General features: G+C 68.3%; 14 protein-coding genes. 9 read left to right on the forward strand and 5 right to left on the reverse strand.

Annotation, left to right across the window (positions count from 1 at the left end; translation table 11 throughout):
- Positions 1-3: 3 nt before the first annotated feature.
- Positions 4-1,428, forward strand: coding sequence for a sigma-54-dependent transcriptional regulator (locus tag ASC92_RS25020; protein WP_056521184.1), 1,425 nt, complete (start codon positions 4-6; stop codon positions 1,426-1,428).
- On the opposite strand, the gene ASC92_RS28765 is transcribed toward ASC92_RS25020, so the two are convergent.
- Positions 1,382-1,597 (reverse strand): hypothetical protein, encoded by a 216-nt coding sequence (locus ASC92_RS28765; protein ID WP_157609130.1) that lies wholly within the window; start codon positions 1,595-1,597, stop codon positions 1,382-1,384. The genes ASC92_RS25020 and ASC92_RS28765 overlap by 47 nt on opposite strands.
- A gap of 85 nt (positions 1,598-1,682) precedes the next feature.
- On the opposite strand from ASC92_RS28765, the gene ASC92_RS25025 reads away from it, so the two are divergent.
- From ASC92_RS25025 to ASC92_RS25035, 3 genes are read left to right on the forward strand one after another with little or no spacing between them, the layout of a single operon-like run.
- Positions 1,683-5,945 carry a CheR family methyltransferase gene (locus ASC92_RS25025; RefSeq protein WP_056521187.1) on the forward strand — a complete coding sequence of 1,421 codons (4,263 nt, stop codon included), beginning with the start codon at positions 1,683-1,685 and terminating at the stop codon, positions 5,943-5,945.
- A 49-nt stretch (positions 5,946-5,994) separates the two neighbouring features.
- Positions 5,995-7,011 carry a chemotaxis protein CheB gene (locus tag ASC92_RS25030; RefSeq protein WP_056521190.1) on the forward strand — a complete coding sequence of 339 codons (1,017 nt, stop codon included), beginning with the start codon at positions 5,995-5,997 and terminating at the stop codon, positions 7,009-7,011.
- A 1-nt stretch (position 7,012) separates the two neighbouring features.
- Positions 7,013-7,528 carry a CinA family protein gene (locus ASC92_RS25035; protein ID WP_056521192.1) on the forward strand — a complete coding sequence of 172 codons (516 nt, stop codon included), beginning with the start codon at positions 7,013-7,015 and terminating at the stop codon, positions 7,526-7,528.
- Between the two features lie 27 nt (positions 7,529-7,555).
- Here the strand turns inward: ASC92_RS25035 and ASC92_RS25040 are convergent, their stop codons facing one another.
- Entirely contained in the window at positions 7,556-8,131 is a 576-nt protein-coding gene (locus tag ASC92_RS25040; RefSeq protein ID WP_056521195.1) for a response regulator transcription factor, read from the reverse strand.
- Here ASC92_RS25040 and ASC92_RS28770 point away from each other — a divergent pair.
- Together ASC92_RS28770 and ASC92_RS25045 are read left to right on the forward strand one after the other, a co-directional pair.
- A complete protein-coding gene (locus ASC92_RS28770; RefSeq protein WP_157609131.1) occupies positions 8,130-8,390 on the forward strand; it encodes a hypothetical protein in 261 nt (86 codons plus the stop codon). The two genes, ASC92_RS25040 and ASC92_RS28770, sit on opposite strands and share 2 nt — an antisense overlap.
- Positions 8,387-8,899, forward strand: coding sequence for a ferritin-like domain-containing protein (locus ASC92_RS25045; protein WP_056521198.1), 513 nt, complete (start codon positions 8,387-8,389; stop codon positions 8,897-8,899). The genes ASC92_RS28770 and ASC92_RS25045 overlap by 4 nt, the downstream gene beginning before the upstream one ends.
- A gap of 19 nt (positions 8,900-8,918) precedes the next feature.
- Here ASC92_RS25045 and ASC92_RS25050 read toward each other — a convergent pair whose 3' ends face one another.
- Complete coding sequence (locus tag ASC92_RS25050; protein ID WP_056521201.1) at positions 8,919-9,791, reverse strand: glucose 1-dehydrogenase; 873 nt, start codon at positions 9,789-9,791, stop codon at positions 8,919-8,921.
- A gap of 335 nt (positions 9,792-10,126) precedes the next feature.
- Here ASC92_RS25050 and ASC92_RS25055 point away from each other — a divergent pair, with 335 nt between their 5' ends.
- The 3 genes from ASC92_RS25055 (at position 10,127) to ASC92_RS25065 (ending at position 11,878) form a co-directional block, all read left to right on the forward strand.
- Entirely contained in the window at positions 10,127-10,465 is a 339-nt protein-coding gene (locus ASC92_RS25055; RefSeq protein ID WP_056521204.1) for a four-helix bundle copper-binding protein, read from the forward strand.
- Positions 10,466-10,508: 43 nt separating this feature from the next.
- Positions 10,509-11,393: a DUF72 domain-containing protein gene (locus ASC92_RS25060; RefSeq protein ID WP_056521206.1), complete on the forward strand. Its 885-nt coding sequence runs from the start codon at positions 10,509-10,511 to the stop codon at positions 11,391-11,393.
- 95 nt (positions 11,394-11,488) lie between these two features.
- A complete protein-coding gene (locus ASC92_RS25065) occupies positions 11,489-11,878 on the forward strand; it encodes a DUF6766 family protein (RefSeq protein WP_056521208.1) in 390 nt (129 codons plus the stop codon).
- Positions 11,879-11,921: 43 nt separating this feature from the next.
- Here ASC92_RS25065 and ASC92_RS25070 read toward each other — a convergent pair whose 3' ends face one another.
- Complete coding sequence (locus ASC92_RS25070) at positions 11,922-14,363, reverse strand: membrane-bound PQQ-dependent dehydrogenase, glucose/quinate/shikimate family (protein ID WP_082519712.1); 2,442 nt, start codon at positions 14,361-14,363, stop codon at positions 11,922-11,924.
- Between the two features lie 121 nt (positions 14,364-14,484).
- Positions 14,485-14,718, reverse strand: a complete 234-nt coding sequence (locus ASC92_RS25075; RefSeq protein ID WP_056521211.1) for a hypothetical protein — start codon at positions 14,716-14,718, stop codon at positions 14,485-14,487.
- Positions 14,719-14,735 lie beyond the last annotated feature (17 nt).

Raw genomic sequence — 14,735 nt, forward strand, 5'->3', positions numbered from 1 at the left:
AAATTGAGCCACGCATTGGTTGTTGAAGACGACGAGGATTCCGCGCAGGTGATCGCTGCGATGGTGGCTCGCGAGGGGCACACCGTGATGTGCGCCCACTCCATCGCTTCGGCACGCCGGCTCGTGGCGATGCAGCGGCCCGAACTGCTGCTGCTCGACCTGCACCTGCCGGACGGCAGCGGCTTCGACCTCATTGCGGAACCCGGGCTCGCCAGGGACTGCATCCTGATCCTCATGACCGGGCAGGCCAGCCTGGAAACCTCGATCAAGGCGCTGCGGCTCGGCGCGGCCGACTACCTCGTCAAGCCCATCAACCCGCAGCACCTGAAAGGCCTGCTGTCGCGCCTGATCCCGCCCGCGCAACTGCGTGCTGAAATCGACGAGGTGCAGGAGCTCTGGCGCGAGACCGGCCGCTTCGGCCACATCATCGGCAGGTCCCAGGCGATGCAGCGGGTGTACCGGCAGGTGTCGCGCGTGGCGGGCACCGCCGTCACCGTGTTCGTCCACGGCGAAAGCGGCACCGGCAAGGAACTGGTCGCGCGCGCCGTGCACGACCTGAGCCGCCGCCGCGACCAGCCGTTCCTGGCGGTGAACTGCGGCGCGCTGTCGCCGCACCTGATCGAGAGCGAGATCTTCGGCCACGAGCGTGGCAGCTTCACCGGCGCGGAACGCCAACACCAGGGTTTCTTCGAGCGCGCGCACGGTGGCACGCTGTTCCTCGACGAGGTCACCGAGATGCCGCTCGAGTTGCAGGTGAAGCTGCTGCGCGTGCTGGAGAGCGGCACCTTCATGCGCGTGGGTTCGACGCAGGTGCAGCAGACCGACGTGCGCATCATCGCGGCCACCAACCGCGACGCGCAGGCTGCCGTGGCGCGCGGCCTGCTCCGGGAAGACCTGCTCTACCGCCTGAACGTATTTCCCATTGCGCTGCCGCCGCTGCGCGAGCGTGGTGACGACGTGGCGCTGATCGCCGACAGCTTCCTGCAGGAACAGTCGCGCCAGGAAGGCGGCGCGAAGCGCTTCAGCCCGGCGGCACTCGCGCGGCTGGCTGCGCACCGCTGGCCCGGCAACGTGCGCGAGCTTCGCAACGTGGTGCAGCGCGCCTGGGTCATGGCCTCGGGCGACGCGATCGACGAGGAATGGCTGCCGGCCGCGGCCGTCGATGCGCAGGTGCATGGCGGCGGCGCGATGCAGGCGCCTGCGCCATCGGCCGAGCGCCGCAACGGTGGCCCGCCGCACGCGCGGCTGCAACAGGAGCCGGCGGACAACCACATCGTCGTACAGGTGGGCAGCCAGTTGGCTGACGTCGAGCGCCGCCTGATTCTGGCCACCTATGAACTCTGCGGGCGCCACAAGGAACGCACCGCGGCGCTGCTGGGCATCAGCATGAAGACCCTCTACAACCGCCTGAAGGAGTATCGGCAATGAGGCTGTGCTCCTGCTGCTGCGCGCCGCGGCATCGGGCGCGGTAGCGCTGCTTCCAGTCGTGCAGGCGCCGCCGATAGAGTTCGGCGCCCGCGGGATCGAATTCCGTCCCCCGAAAGTTCGCCGGATCTTCGAGGGGATGGTGCGAGAAGTAATTGGGTTCGTTGTTCATGCGTCTCTCCGGTGGGGCGCACGGTGCGTCCGGCAAGCTGCGTGCCAGCCGCATGCGGGTTGCCTTCGCACGACAGGAGAACGCATTGAATGACCTGACCCCCGACCACTTCGAGGAGGCCCTGGGCGACGAGATCGACGACGCCGTGCCGTCGCGCGGCTACCGCATGCTGCCCGTGGTCGGGCTCGGCGGGTCGGCCGGCGGCATGGAGGCATTGGCCGCGTTCTTCGAAACCACGCCCGCCGACACCGGCGTGGCGTTCGTGGTCGTGCTGCAGATGGCAGCGGCGAACGAAGGCGCGCTGGCCCAGGTGCTGCAGCGCAGTACCCGGATGCGCGTCGTGCCGGTATCGGAGCGCGAGCGCATCGAGGCCGACACGGTGTACGTGATTGCGCCGGGCAAGGCGTTGCGCACGCGCGGCGCGATGCTCGAGGCGGCCGACATCCCGCACGATCGCGGCCGGCATGTGGCGGTCGACTATTTCTTCCGCGCGCTGGCCGACACGCACGGTCCCCATGCAGTGGCCGTGGTGCTGTCGGGCGTGGATGGCGGCGGCGCCATCGGGGTCAAGCGCATCAAGGAGCGCGGCGGCCTGACCATCGCGCAGGAGCCGCAGGAAGCGCAGCACAACGGCATGGCCCGGTCGGCAATTGCCACCGGCATGATCGATTGGGTGCTGCCCGTGCGCGAGATCGGCCGGCGCATCGACGCTTACCTGCGCATCGAGGCACAGTTGCAGCTGCCCCCGGAAGGCTCGCCCGCAAACACGGTGCACGACGGTGAGGATGCGGATGAATCCGCCTTGCGCGAGGTGCTGTCCTTCGTTCGCAGCCACACGGGCCGCGATTTCGGTGACTACAAGCGCGCCACCGTGCTGCGCCGCATCGGGCGGCGCATGCAGGTCAACGGGGTGAGCGACCTCGCGGCGTATCTCGATTGCCTGCGCACCCGTCCGGGCGAGGCCGGCGCACTGCTGCAGGACATGCTGATCAGCGTGACCAACTTCTTCCGCGACACGGAGTGCTTTCGCGCGCTGGAAGACATGGTGCACGAGCTGTTTCGCAACAAGACGGCTTCGGACACCGTGCGCGTGTGGGTGGTGGCCTGCGCCACCGGCGAGGAGGCGTACTCGCTGGCCATGCTGCTGAGCGAACATGCACGCACGCTCGAAAGCCCGCCGTCCATCCAGATCTTCGCCACCGACCTCGACGAAGATGCGATCCGTGCCGGGCGCCAAGGCCTCTATCCCATGGCCGTGGAGGCCGACGTTTCAGACGAGCGCCTGAGCCGGTTCTTCATGCGGGAGCCGCGCGGCTACCGCGTGCGCCGCGAGGTGCGCGAGACGGTGCTCTTCGCCGTGCACGACGTGCTGAAAGACTCGCCGTTCTCGCGCATCGACCTGGTCACCTGCCGCAACCTGCTGATCTATCTCAACCGCGACGCACAGGCCAGGGTGTTCGACACGCTCCATTTCGCGCTCGTGCCCGGCGGCCGGCTGTTCCTCGGTGCCTCGGAGGCGGTGGCAGACGACAGCCCGCTGTTCTCGGACATCGACAAGAAGCACCGCATCTATGCGAAACGCTCCATCGCGCGTGCGGAGCTGCCGATGCCGGCGGGGCGCAGCAGCAGCGCTGCGATCGCCATGGAGATGAAGCGGTCGCCGCCCGTGATCTCGGCCGGCGCATATGCCCAGGCCCAGCGGCAGCCCGTGCAGCCGCTGCAGGCAGACGGCCGGCCGATGACCTTCGCCGAACTGCACCTGAAGCTGCTCGACCGCCTGGCCCCGCCGACGATCCTGCTCGATGCGGAGTACGAGATGCTGCACATCTCGCCGGCGGCAACGCAATTCCTGCACTTCTCGGGCGGCGAGCCTTCGCGCAACGTGCTGCGCGCCATCCTGCCCGATCTGAGGGCGGAACTGCAGACGGCGCTCTACCACGTCGCCGGGAAGCGCGAGCCCGTGACGTTGGCGCCGGTGCCGGTGCGGCTGGACGACGCCGAAGTGGAGGTTTCGCTCGGCGTGCAACCCGTGCAGGAACTCGGCGGCGGCCTGCTGGTGACGCTGCGGCATGAAGCCGCCCCTGCACGCGAACAAGGCCCGGCGGTCGCGCGCGTGGGTGCGGAGCCGCTGTCCCAGCACCTGGAACGCGAAGTGACGCGCCTGAAGGCGCAACTGCGCGAAACGGTGGAGCAATACGAAACCTCCGCCGAGGAACTCAAGGCCAGCAACGAGGAGTTGCACGCCATGAACGAGGAACTCCATTCGGCCACGGAGCAACTCGAAACGAGCCGGGAGGAGCTGCAGTCGCTCAACGAGGAGCTCACCACCGTCAACCACCAGCTCAAGAGCAAGGTGGAGGACCTGGGCCACGCGAGCAGCGACATGATGAACCTGATGGACGCCATGGCCATCGCCACGGTGTTCCTCGATCGCGGCTTCAGGGTGACGCGCTTCACGCCCAGCGCGGTTTCCGTGTTCAAGCTGATCGCCTCCGACGTGGGGCGTCCGCTGTCGGACCTGACCACGCCGCTGGACTATCCGCAACTCATGCAGGATGCGCGCGGCGTGCTCGAAACCCTGCAGCCTACCGAGCGCCTGGTCGGCGACGCGAACGGCCGCTGGTACCTGGCGCGGGCCAGGCCGTACCGCACCATCGAGGATCGCATCGCCGGGGTGGTGCTGACCTTCGTGGACGTCACCGAGCGCAAGGAGGCGCAGGAGTCGCTGCGGCAGTCGCAGGAGCGCTTCCGGCTGGTGCTGGAAAACGCGGTCGACTTCGCGATCTTCTCCGTGGACATGGAGCGCAAGGTCAAGAGCTGGAACACCGGCGCGCAGCGGCTGCTGGGCTACACCGAAGCGGAGATCCTGGGGCAGGCGGCCGATCTCATCTTCACCGAAGAAGACCGCGCCGGCGGCGCGCCGCAGGAAGAGTTCCGCACCGCGCTGTCGGCCGGGCGCGCCTCCGACGACCGGCTGCACCAGCGCAAGGACGGCTCGCGCTTCTGGGCCAGCGGAGCGCTCATGCCCATGCACAACGGCGAAGGCGAGGTGATCGGCATGGTGAAGGTGCTGCGCGACCAGAGCGAGCAGCGCGCGGCCCAGGAAGAGGTGGAGCAAAGCCGCGCCGAACTGCTCGATGCGCTGCGCGCCAACGAATCCGCGCGCAAGGCGCTGGAAGCCGCCGACGTGGCGAAGGACCGCTTCCTGGCCGTGCTCTCGCACGAGCTGCGCAACCCGCTCGCCTCCATCAGCGGCGCGGCCGAACTGCTCGCGCCCGATGCCATTGCCGCGCCGGACCAGGCGCGCGCATCGCGGGTGATCCAGCGCCAGGCCGCGGCCATGAAGGTGCTGCTGGGCGACCTGCTCGACGTGTCGAGCCTGCGGCGCGGCAGGCTGGTGCTGCGCCGGGAACGCGTTTCGGCGCAGGACATTGCCGACGCCGCCGTGGAGGCTACGCTCCCGCTGGTGGAGCACGGCGGGCATTCGCTCGAACTGCGCATTGCCGCCAACGAGATCGCGATCGACGCCGATCCCATCCGCCTTGCCCAGGTGGTGTCCAACCTGCTGTCGAACGCGGCCAAGTACACGCCCGAGCGTGGCGCCATCGTGCTCGACGTGCGTGCCGCCGGCGGCGACGCGGTCTTCGAGGTGACGGACAACGGCATCGGCATGGAACCGCACATGGTGGAGGCCATGTTCGAGATGTTCGCGCAGAGCGCGCATGGGCGTGAGCGCGCGGCTGGCGGGCTGGGCATCGGCCTGGCATTGGTGCGCAGCATCGTGGAGCTGCACGGCGGCACCGTGACCGGAAGCAGCGAGGGAAGAGGGCGGGGCAGCAGGTTCACCGTTCGCATACCGCTGGCCGGCGCGCAGGCCAGCGCACAGGCCGGCAAAGCCCCCGTGGCGCCGCAGCACACCGGCGCGGCGCCGGCCGACGGCGCGCCCCGGGTGCTGCTGGCGGACGACAACGCCGATGCGCTCTGGGGAATGGCGCGGATGCTGGCGCTCTCGGGCTTCACGGTGCAAACCGCCAGCAATGGCGCCGAGGCGCTGACCCTCGCGGAGCACTTCCAGCCCGATGCCGCCGTGCTCGACATCGGCATGCCCGACATGGACGGCCACGAGGTGGCGCGCCGGATCCGGGCGGCCGCATGGGGCCGGGGCATGTTCCTCGTGGCTGCAACCGGCTGGGGCCAGCCCGAGGACAAGCGAACCGCCATGGAGGCGGGCTTCGACGAGCACCTCGTCAAGCCCGTGGCCGCGGCCGACGTGCAGCGCCTGCTGCGCAAGAGGGGGCACGCACGCAACAACAACCGCGACGGCCAGCAAGGCCGAGGCGCGGAGTAGCGCAGCGGCAGGCACGTGCCTTGCCGTTGTAAAAACTCGGTAACGAAGCATGCCAAAACCGCCTCCAACCTCCGATCCGCCCAGCGTCTTCATCGGCGCCTCGTCCGGCGGTGTCTACGCCATGCTGGGCCTCGTCGCGGCGCTGCCCGCTGGCTTTCCGGCACCGATCTTTTTCGTCCAGCACATCGGCGCGCGGCACAGCGACCTGCCCGAGCTGCTGGACCAGCGCGGCCCCAACCGCGCCATCGAGGGGCGCGACGGCGAGGTGCCGGTCGCGGGCACGATCTACGTGGCGCCGTCCGACCGGCACATGATGCTCGAGGGCGGCGTGATCCGCCTGAGCCGCGGCCCGAAGGAACACCATGCACGCCCCGCCATCGATCCGCTTTTTCGTTCCGCCGCACTTTCCTGCGGCCCGGCCGCCATCGGTGTCGTGCTCACGGGTGGGCTGGACGACGGCAGCGCCGGCCTTCGCGCCGTCAAGGACTGCGGAGGCATCGCCGTGGTGCAGGACCCGGCCGAGGCTTTCGAGCCGAGCATGCCCCGCGCCGCGATGGCCGTGGTGGAACCGGACCACGTGGTTGCGCTGTCCGAACTGCCCGGGCTGCTCCTTCGGTTGGTGCAGCAGCGCACCGCGGCTGCATCGATCGCGCCGCCTGTGGAACTGCGCCGCGAATACGCCGTGGGCGTGGGAGAAAACGCCGTGGAAAACCTGAAATCCATTGCCGAGCCGTCTCTTTTCAGTTGCCCCGACTGCGGCGGGGTGCTGTTCGAGCTGAACGACAAGCGCCCGCTGCGCTACCGTTGCCACACCGGCCATGCCTTCAGCCTGCGCAGCCTTGCCGCCACGCACGAGCAGGTCGCCGATGGCGCCCTGTGGACCGGCCTTCGCGCGCTGCAAGAGAAGGAAGCGATCCTGCGCCGCCTTGCCCAGATGCATGGCGCAGGCAAGCCGGCCGCCGCCAGCGACTGCCTGCGCGAGGCGGAAGAGCTCGCGCAGGTGGTCGAGGCGCTGCGCAAGCTCACGCTGGCAACGCCGGGGCCTGCCAGCTTCGATGCCGCCTGACATGAACCCGACCCAGCCCCAGCCCCAGGCACGCGGCGAACACGAGGCGACCGTGGCCTATCTGAAGGAACATGCCTTGGTGGTCGTCACTGCGGAATCGTGCACCGCGGGCCTCATCGCTTCGCGGCTCGCGGCCACGCCGGGCGCGGGGCAGGTGCTCGAATCGGCATTCGTGGTGTACGACCCGAAGGCCAAGCGCCGTTCGCTCGGCGTGCCGCAGCAGGTGCTCGAGCAGAACAATCTCACGAGCGAGCCTGTCGCTCTGGCCATGGCCCGCGGCGCGCTGGAGCGCAGCGACGCGGGTCTCGCCATTGCCAACACCGGCGTGGCCGACGACTCCGATCCGGAGATCGCGCCCGGCACACAGTGTTTTGCCTGGGTCTTCCGCGAGGGCGGAAGCAGGCGCGAGTTCACCGAGACACGCGTTTTCGAAGGCGATCGCAACACCGTCCGCGAGGCCAGCGCCGACTATGCGCTGAGCCGCGTCGCCCACTACCACCGGGAGTTCGGAGGCTGAGCGAACGGCCCTCCGCTCGCAGCCGGTTCAGGCCTGTGCCAGCGTCGCCCGCAGGGCTGCGGATTCGAAGGCGCGCGTGAGCACCGCGTCGAAGCCGGCCACGCCCTCGCCATGCTGCTGCCGGTCCGGCAGGTGTGCGCTCCACACGGCGACCATGCGCCCCTCGAAGCCGGCGCTGCGTGCGCGATGGCCCAGCCCCAGTCCCTTGCCCTTCGAGGTCCGCACGTCGATCACCGCGGCTTCGTGCTCGCGCGGCAGTAGCGCGCGCAGGCCCTCTTCGCTGCTGGCGGCGAAGTCGACCCTGCATCCTTGCGCCGCGAGCATGCCGCCCAGGGTGGCCAGCAGGTGCGCGTCATCGGAAACCGCGAGCACGCGATGCGAAGGCCCTGCCCGCTGCGCATGGGCGATCAGCTCGCCAATACGGCAAGAGAGCTGGTGCGCCTGGCGCTGCACGACCATACCGGCTTCTCGCGCAAGTTCGTGCGGCGGCTCGATGCGGGCCAGCACCTCGCTGGCCGATGCGATTGCCGCGAGCGCATTGCGCACCTCATGAACGCAGTGGTCGATGTCGGTGGAAGGCGCGTGCGCGGGGTCTTGATTCATGGCGGATCCAAACCTGCAAACAGGGATCGTTCCCCGGCACGCAGCGTGCCCGCCGCAACTGCACGCCCGCGGGCCGGCCGCATCGGTGGCCGGCGATCCTTGCTGCAAGATTTTCCGCCTCGGAGAAGGCTTACAGCCGCCGTCGGGTGTAGACGACATGGCTGACGCGTGGGCAGAAGACGATGAAGCTTCATTCATTCGTTTTTTCTTTTTCAACCCGCCGGCGCCGCACACCGGCATTCACTGGAGCGATTCATGACAAGCTACACCAACGCAACCCCCGCCGGGACCTCCGATTCCACGGCGCGTGTCATTCCCAACGACGAGGTCGTGGACGTGCTCGACGATCTCCTGGAGAACACCCGCGACGGCGAGTACGGCTTCCGTGCCTGCGCAGAGGAGGTCAACTCGGAACAACTGAAGCGGGTGTTCCAGGAGCGGGCCAGCCAATGCGCCACGGCTGCTTCGGAACTGGGGGGACTCATCCGGCAGTTGGGCGGCGAAGTCGACGACGGCGGTAGTGTCTCCGGCGCAATGCATCGGGGCTGGGTGCATGTAAAGGGAAAGATCGGCGCGGACAGCCCGTTTTCCATGCTGGAGGAATGCGAGCGCGGCGAAGACGCGGCAGTCGCGCGCTACCGCAAGGCGCTGAAGGCGGAACTTCCGGCCGAAGTGCGTGCCGTGGTGCAACGCCAGGCCGAAGGGGCCCAGCGCAACCACGACCAGATCAAGTCGCTGCGCGACCAGATGCGCGCTGCCAAGGCCTGAGCCGGAGGCGCACCTCGGCTCAGATGAAGGGCACGCCACCCGTCACCGGAATGGTGGCGCCCGAGATGTAGCTTGCCTGGTCCGAGGCGAGAAGCACATACACCGCCTGGAGTTCGGCCGGCTGGCCGGGGCGCTTCATCGGCGTCTGGCTGCCGAACTCCTTGACCCTGTCGGGCGGCAGCGTCGAGGGAATGAGCGGCGTCCAGAACGGACCGGGCGCCACGCAGTTCACCCGGATGCCCTTTTCGGCGAGCAACTGCGCCATGCCGCCGGACATGTTCTGGATCGCGCCCTTCGTGGCCGCATACGCCACGAGCGTCGCGTTGGGCTTGTCGGCATTGACGGAGGCCGTGCTGATGATCGAACTGCCCGGCTTCATGTGCGCGGCCGCCGCCTTGCAGAGGAAGAAGTTGGCGTAGACGTTGGTGCGGAAGGTCCGGTCGAACTCATCCTCGGAAATTTCGTCCAGCGACTTGTGGCTCATCTGGAAGGCGGCGTTGTTCACCAGCACGTCGAGTTTGCCGAAGCGCTCGATGGCGGTGTCCACCAGCCGCCGGCAGTGCGCTTCCTCGCGAATGTCGCCTGCCACGCACACGCAACTGCGGCCGGCGCGCTCGATCCATTGCGCAGTGGCGTGGGCGTCGTCCTCTTCTTCGGCAAGATAGGAGATGAGCACGTCGGCCCCCTCGCGCGCAAAGGCGATCGCCACGGCGCGCCCGATGCCGCTGTCGCCACCGGTGACCAGCGCGGACTTGCCCTGCAGCTTGCCGCTCCCGGTGTACGAATGCTCGCCGGAATCGGGCGGCGGTTCCATGCGGGACTGCAGGCCGGGCGGCTGTTGCTGTCGGGTGGAAAACGGCGGGCGTGGCGCCGCTTTGCGTGGGTCGGTCATGGGGGTTCCTTTCGAGGTGAAAGGAGTGTTTTTCATCTGCTCGCGTTGCAAGGGTGTAGGAGCGCTCCGCTTCTTCGGCGCAGGCGAAAGAGCCCGCAAACGGCAAAGCCGCAGGTCTGGTTTTCGACAGCAGCCGACCGCGACGTCCGCATCTGTCCGACATGGCGCACGCTGGCGGGGCCGACCCTTGGCTCCGCCTGGACGACCGGCGCTCGCGATAGCCGATTTTCGGAAGTGCACCCGAAAGCGTGCCGACCGATGCACCCCGGGGTCCGGGCCCCCCACCTGTTGCACGCTGCAACGAACCTCTTGCCGGAATGGAAAGGACTTCTTCGATGACCCAGGATCTCTTCGATCGGTGCATTGCCGCGTGCAATGCGTGCGCCACTGCATGCGGGCGCTGCGCGGCGGCATGCCTGCGCGAACAGGACGTGAAGTCGATGGCCGCCTGCATCGCGCTCGACGCCGACTGCGAGGCCATGTGCAGGCTCGCGGCATCCCTGATGGCCCATGGCAGCGTGCATGCGCGCGCCGCCTGCCGGCTGTGCGCCGACGTGTGCAGTGCGTGCGGCGACGAATGTGCCAGACATGACCACGATCACTGCCAGGCCTGCGCGACGGCGTGCAGGGATTGCGCGCAGGAATGCCGCGCCATGGCGGTCGGCGCGCCCTGAGGATGCGGCGGCGGCCGCACGGCCCAGTGAGGACGCAAGCGCCATGCATGGAGAAACACGCATCGGAATATCCGGCTGGAGGTACGCGCCCTGGCGGCGCAAGTTCTACCCGGAGGGGCTTGCACAGCGCAAGGAGCTCGAATTCGCGTCGAGGAAGGTGTCCACCATCGAGATCAACGGCTCCTTCTATTCGTTGCAGCGGCCCGAGTCGTACGAGGCGTGGCACGAGCAGACGCCGGACGGCTTTCTCTTCGCGGTGAAAGGCTCGCGCTACATCACGCACATGCTGCGGCTCGAGAACGCGGAGATCGCCCTGGCGAACTTCTTCGCATCGGGCGTGCTTGCGCTGGGCGCCAAGCTGGGGCCGGTGTTGTGGCAGCTGCCGCCGCGCCTGGCCTACGACCCGGCGCGCATCGATGCCTTCCTGTCGGTGCTGCCGCGTGATGTGCGCTCGGCGCTGGGGCTGGCGCAGTTGCACGATGAGCGCGTCGATGGGCGCAGCTTCCTGGGGGCGCCTGGCAGGCTTCGCATCAGGCACGCGATCGAAGTGCGGCATCCGAGCTTCGCCACGCCCGATTTCGTGGCGATGCTGCGCCGCCACGAGGTCGCTCTCGTGGTGGCCGACACGGCGGGTCGGTGGCCGCTGATCGAGGACATCACGGCCGATTTCGTCTACGTGCGGCTGCACGGCGACAAGGAGCTCTATGCGAGTGGCTACAGCGATGAAGCGCTCGACAACTGGGCCGCGCGCATCGATGCATGGCGCCACGGCCGGCAACTGGCGGGAGCGAAGCTGGCCTCGCCGCGTCCAGCGCGCCGCGGTGCGCGCGACGTGTTCTGCTATTTCGACAACGACACCAAAGTGCACGCCCCGCACGATGCCATCCGGCTCGCACGGCGCCTGGGCGCCGGCGTGTCCGGGGCGTAGGACGGGCGCATCAGCAGCTTCAGGCGCAAGCCTTCACGGGCGGTCTTTCGGCCGCTCGATAAATCCGCCACTCAACAAAAACGGAAGGATGAAGCGTGAAGAAATCCATCTGGAAGCTGTACGGGTACGGCTGGGTCACTCTGGGATTTTTCCTGGTCTCCCTGCTCGGGCATTGGGTGTTCGGCTGGTTCACCTACGTGGACGAACAGACGCAGTTCGGCCACCCCATCGAGTTTTCCGGCTATGCGATGCAGATGGGCCGGGACACGCTGGAGAACTGGCAGTCGGAGTTTCTGCAGCTGCTCTGGCAGATCGGCGGACTGGCTTTTCTCCTGTACGTCGGCTCGCCGCAATCGAAGGAAGGCGATGAGCGGGTGGAGGCGAAGATCGATGCCATCCTGGCCGCCGTCGACCCGAAGAATGCGGACAAGGTGATCGGCGAAATCGACCGGGAATATGCACGGCAGCAAGCTGATCGGCCGTAGGCGTCAGCGAGCGAGTGCGCGCGAGCAGGAGCTTCGGCGCTCGTCAGCGACGGGGCAGCGCGTAGGCGATCACGTGGTCGCCGGTTCGCGTGCCCAGCGAGCCATGCCCGCCCGCGACCACGACGACATACTGGCGCCCATCTGCTCCCGCGTAGGTCATCGGCGTGGCCTGTCCTCCGGCGGGAAGGCGGCTGCGCCAGATCTCGGCGCCGTTGGCCACATCGTAGGCGCGCACGTAGTAGTCGAGCGTGCCCGAGAGAAAGGCCACGCCGCCCGCGGTCACGATCGGCCCGCCAAGGTTGGGAACGCCCATAGCGAAGGGCAGGGGCACGGGTGAGCTGTCGCGGACCGTGCCGTTCTTGTGCTTCCAGAGCACCTTGCCGCTGCGCAGGTCTGCCGCGGCCACATGGCCCCAGGGCGGTGCCTGGCAGGGCAGGCCGAGCGGCGAGGTGAAGGCGCTGAGCTTCACCGCGAAGGGCGCGCCGAAGTTCTCGTTGAGCGCGGGCAGGCTGTCGTTGGGACGCTTAGAGCCCTGGACATACAGCGAGGTATCGTCGGCGCGCGGCACCAGCCTCGACACGAACGCGAGCGAGGTCGGCGTGACGAACGAAATCTGCCGCTGCGGATCGACCGCGACGCTCCCCCAGTTGAAGACGCCGAAGTTCCCCGGATAGATCAGCGAGCCCTGCAGCGATGGAGGCGTGAAACGGCCCTCGTAGCGCAGGCGATGGAAGGCGATGCGGCAGCCGAGCTGGTCGAAGATGGTGGCGCCCCACATGCGCGCTGACGTGAGTGCCGGCGGGTTGAAGGACAGGCCCGACACGGGTTGGGTCAGCGCGGTGTAGTCGCCGCTTGCCGCGCCCTGGGGCGCGGGCCGCTCGGCGACGGGCAGCAGGGGCTTGCCGCTGCGCCGGTCGAGCACGAAGAGTTCGCCCTGCTTGGTGGGTTGCACCAGCGCGGGCACGAGCTCGCCTCCGAGTTGCAGGTCGATGAGGCTCGGCTGCGCGGGAACGTCGTAATCCCACAGGTCGTGATGCACGGTCTGGAAGTGCCAGCGCACCCGGCCGGTGGCGAGATCGAGGGCGACCACCGAGGACGAATACCGCTCCGCGCCCTCCGTGCGCTTGCCGCCCCACTGGTCGGGCGGCTGGTTGCCGGTGGGCACGTAGACCATGCCGAGGTTCTCGTCCACGCTCGAGATCGACCAGCTGTTCGGCGAGTTGGGCGTGTAGGTGCGGCCCGGCCCGATGGGCGCCGTGTCGTCCGGGTTGCCGGAGTCCCAGTTCCACACGAGCGCGCCGGTGTCGATGTCGAATGCGCGGATCACGCCCGACGTTTCCTTGGTCGACACGTTGTCGAGCACGGTGCCTCCGACGATGAGCAGCGAGCGCGTCACCACCACGGGCGAGGTCGAATAGTACGAACCCGGCTTCACGTTGGGCATGTTCGCCCACAGGTCGATCTGGCCGCTTCCGTTGCCGAAGCCCGTGCAGGGCTGGCCGTTGTCGGGGTTCAGCGCAAGCACGCGCCCGTCGGCGGTCGGCATGAAAAGCTTTGCCTTGCAGCCGTCAGCGCTTTCGGGCGGGGAGGATCGTGCGGCCTGGTACGACAGCCCGCGGCATGTCAGGTGCTGCAGCGCCAGCGGCCGTTCGACACGCGGCGTGTAGCGCCAGAGCTGCCGGCCCGTGGTTGCGTCGAGTGCCACCACCGACTGATGCGGCGTGCAGAGGAACAGGCGCTCGCCGATCTTCAATGGCGTGACCTCGAAGGTGGTTTCTTCCGGATCGCCGGGCTGCCCGCGCACGTCGCCGGTGCGGAAGTGCCAGGCTTCCTCGAGTTGTCCGGCGTTGGCCGGCGTGATCTGGTCGAGTGCCGAATAGCGCTGCCCCATGCCGGTTCCGCCATAGGCGCTCCAGTCTTCCTTGGCGGGCGCTGCGGCGGCTGGCATGGCACCGGGTGCCGCTGCAGCGGCCGCAGCGATGCTGCCCTCGATGCGGCCGGGCTCGCGCGTCCAGGAGACCACTGCGGCGACCATGAAGAGCCCGAGCACTGCGCCGAGCGCCATGCGCGCCACTGGCACGCCGACGGGATTGCGCAGCGCCAGCGCGCGGGCGACCCACGGCGTGAGCAGCAGCAAGCCGAGCACGAAGAACACGTCGCCGCGTGCCGCCATCGGCCACCAGTCGAAGCCGACCTCCCACAGCGACCACGCGAGCGTGCCGGCGACGACCAGCGCGTACATCCACAGCCCGGCGCCGCCACCTCGAAGCAACAGCAAGGCGGCGATGAGGAGCCCCACACCTGCCGCGGCATAGAACCACGAACCGCCCAGCGCGGCGAGCCATCCGCCGCCCAGCGCGAGGGCAAGCCCCGTCAGTGCCGCAACAGCAGCCGCGGCGTACAGGAGCCACGAAGTGCGACGCCTGCGCGCGGCACGGCCCTCTGCCGCCGGTGCAACGGGGGATGTCCTGGACTCGAGGGTCATGGTGGGTTCTCCAAGCGCAAGCGGTGCAACCTAGGCCATCGAGGGCGGGCCGCGCGTAGGCCGGCTTCCACATCTGACCGACAGACATGCACCACGGGAATGCAGATTCGCGCTGGAGACTTCAGCCGGCAAGGTGTTCGCTATGCACCCAGGCAAGCGCGCGGGCCTTCAGATGTGTGGCGAGCTGCTGCTTCCCCTTGAAGACGCCCGAAGACATCAGCACTCCCTTTGTCGAGCCGTCGCACCTGATTTCCACGATGCCCGACAGATTCCCTTCGCTCGAGGTGCGAACCACGAAGAACTCGAACTCCCACGGAGCCTTGTAGTAGCGACCGATGCACAACTTGCTGTCCATATTGCAACCGATGATTC

The sequence above is a fragment of the Variovorax sp. Root411 genome (genome assembly GCF_001425205.1).
In the GTDB taxonomy this organism is placed as follows: domain Bacteria; phylum Pseudomonadota; class Gammaproteobacteria; order Burkholderiales; family Burkholderiaceae_C; genus Variovorax.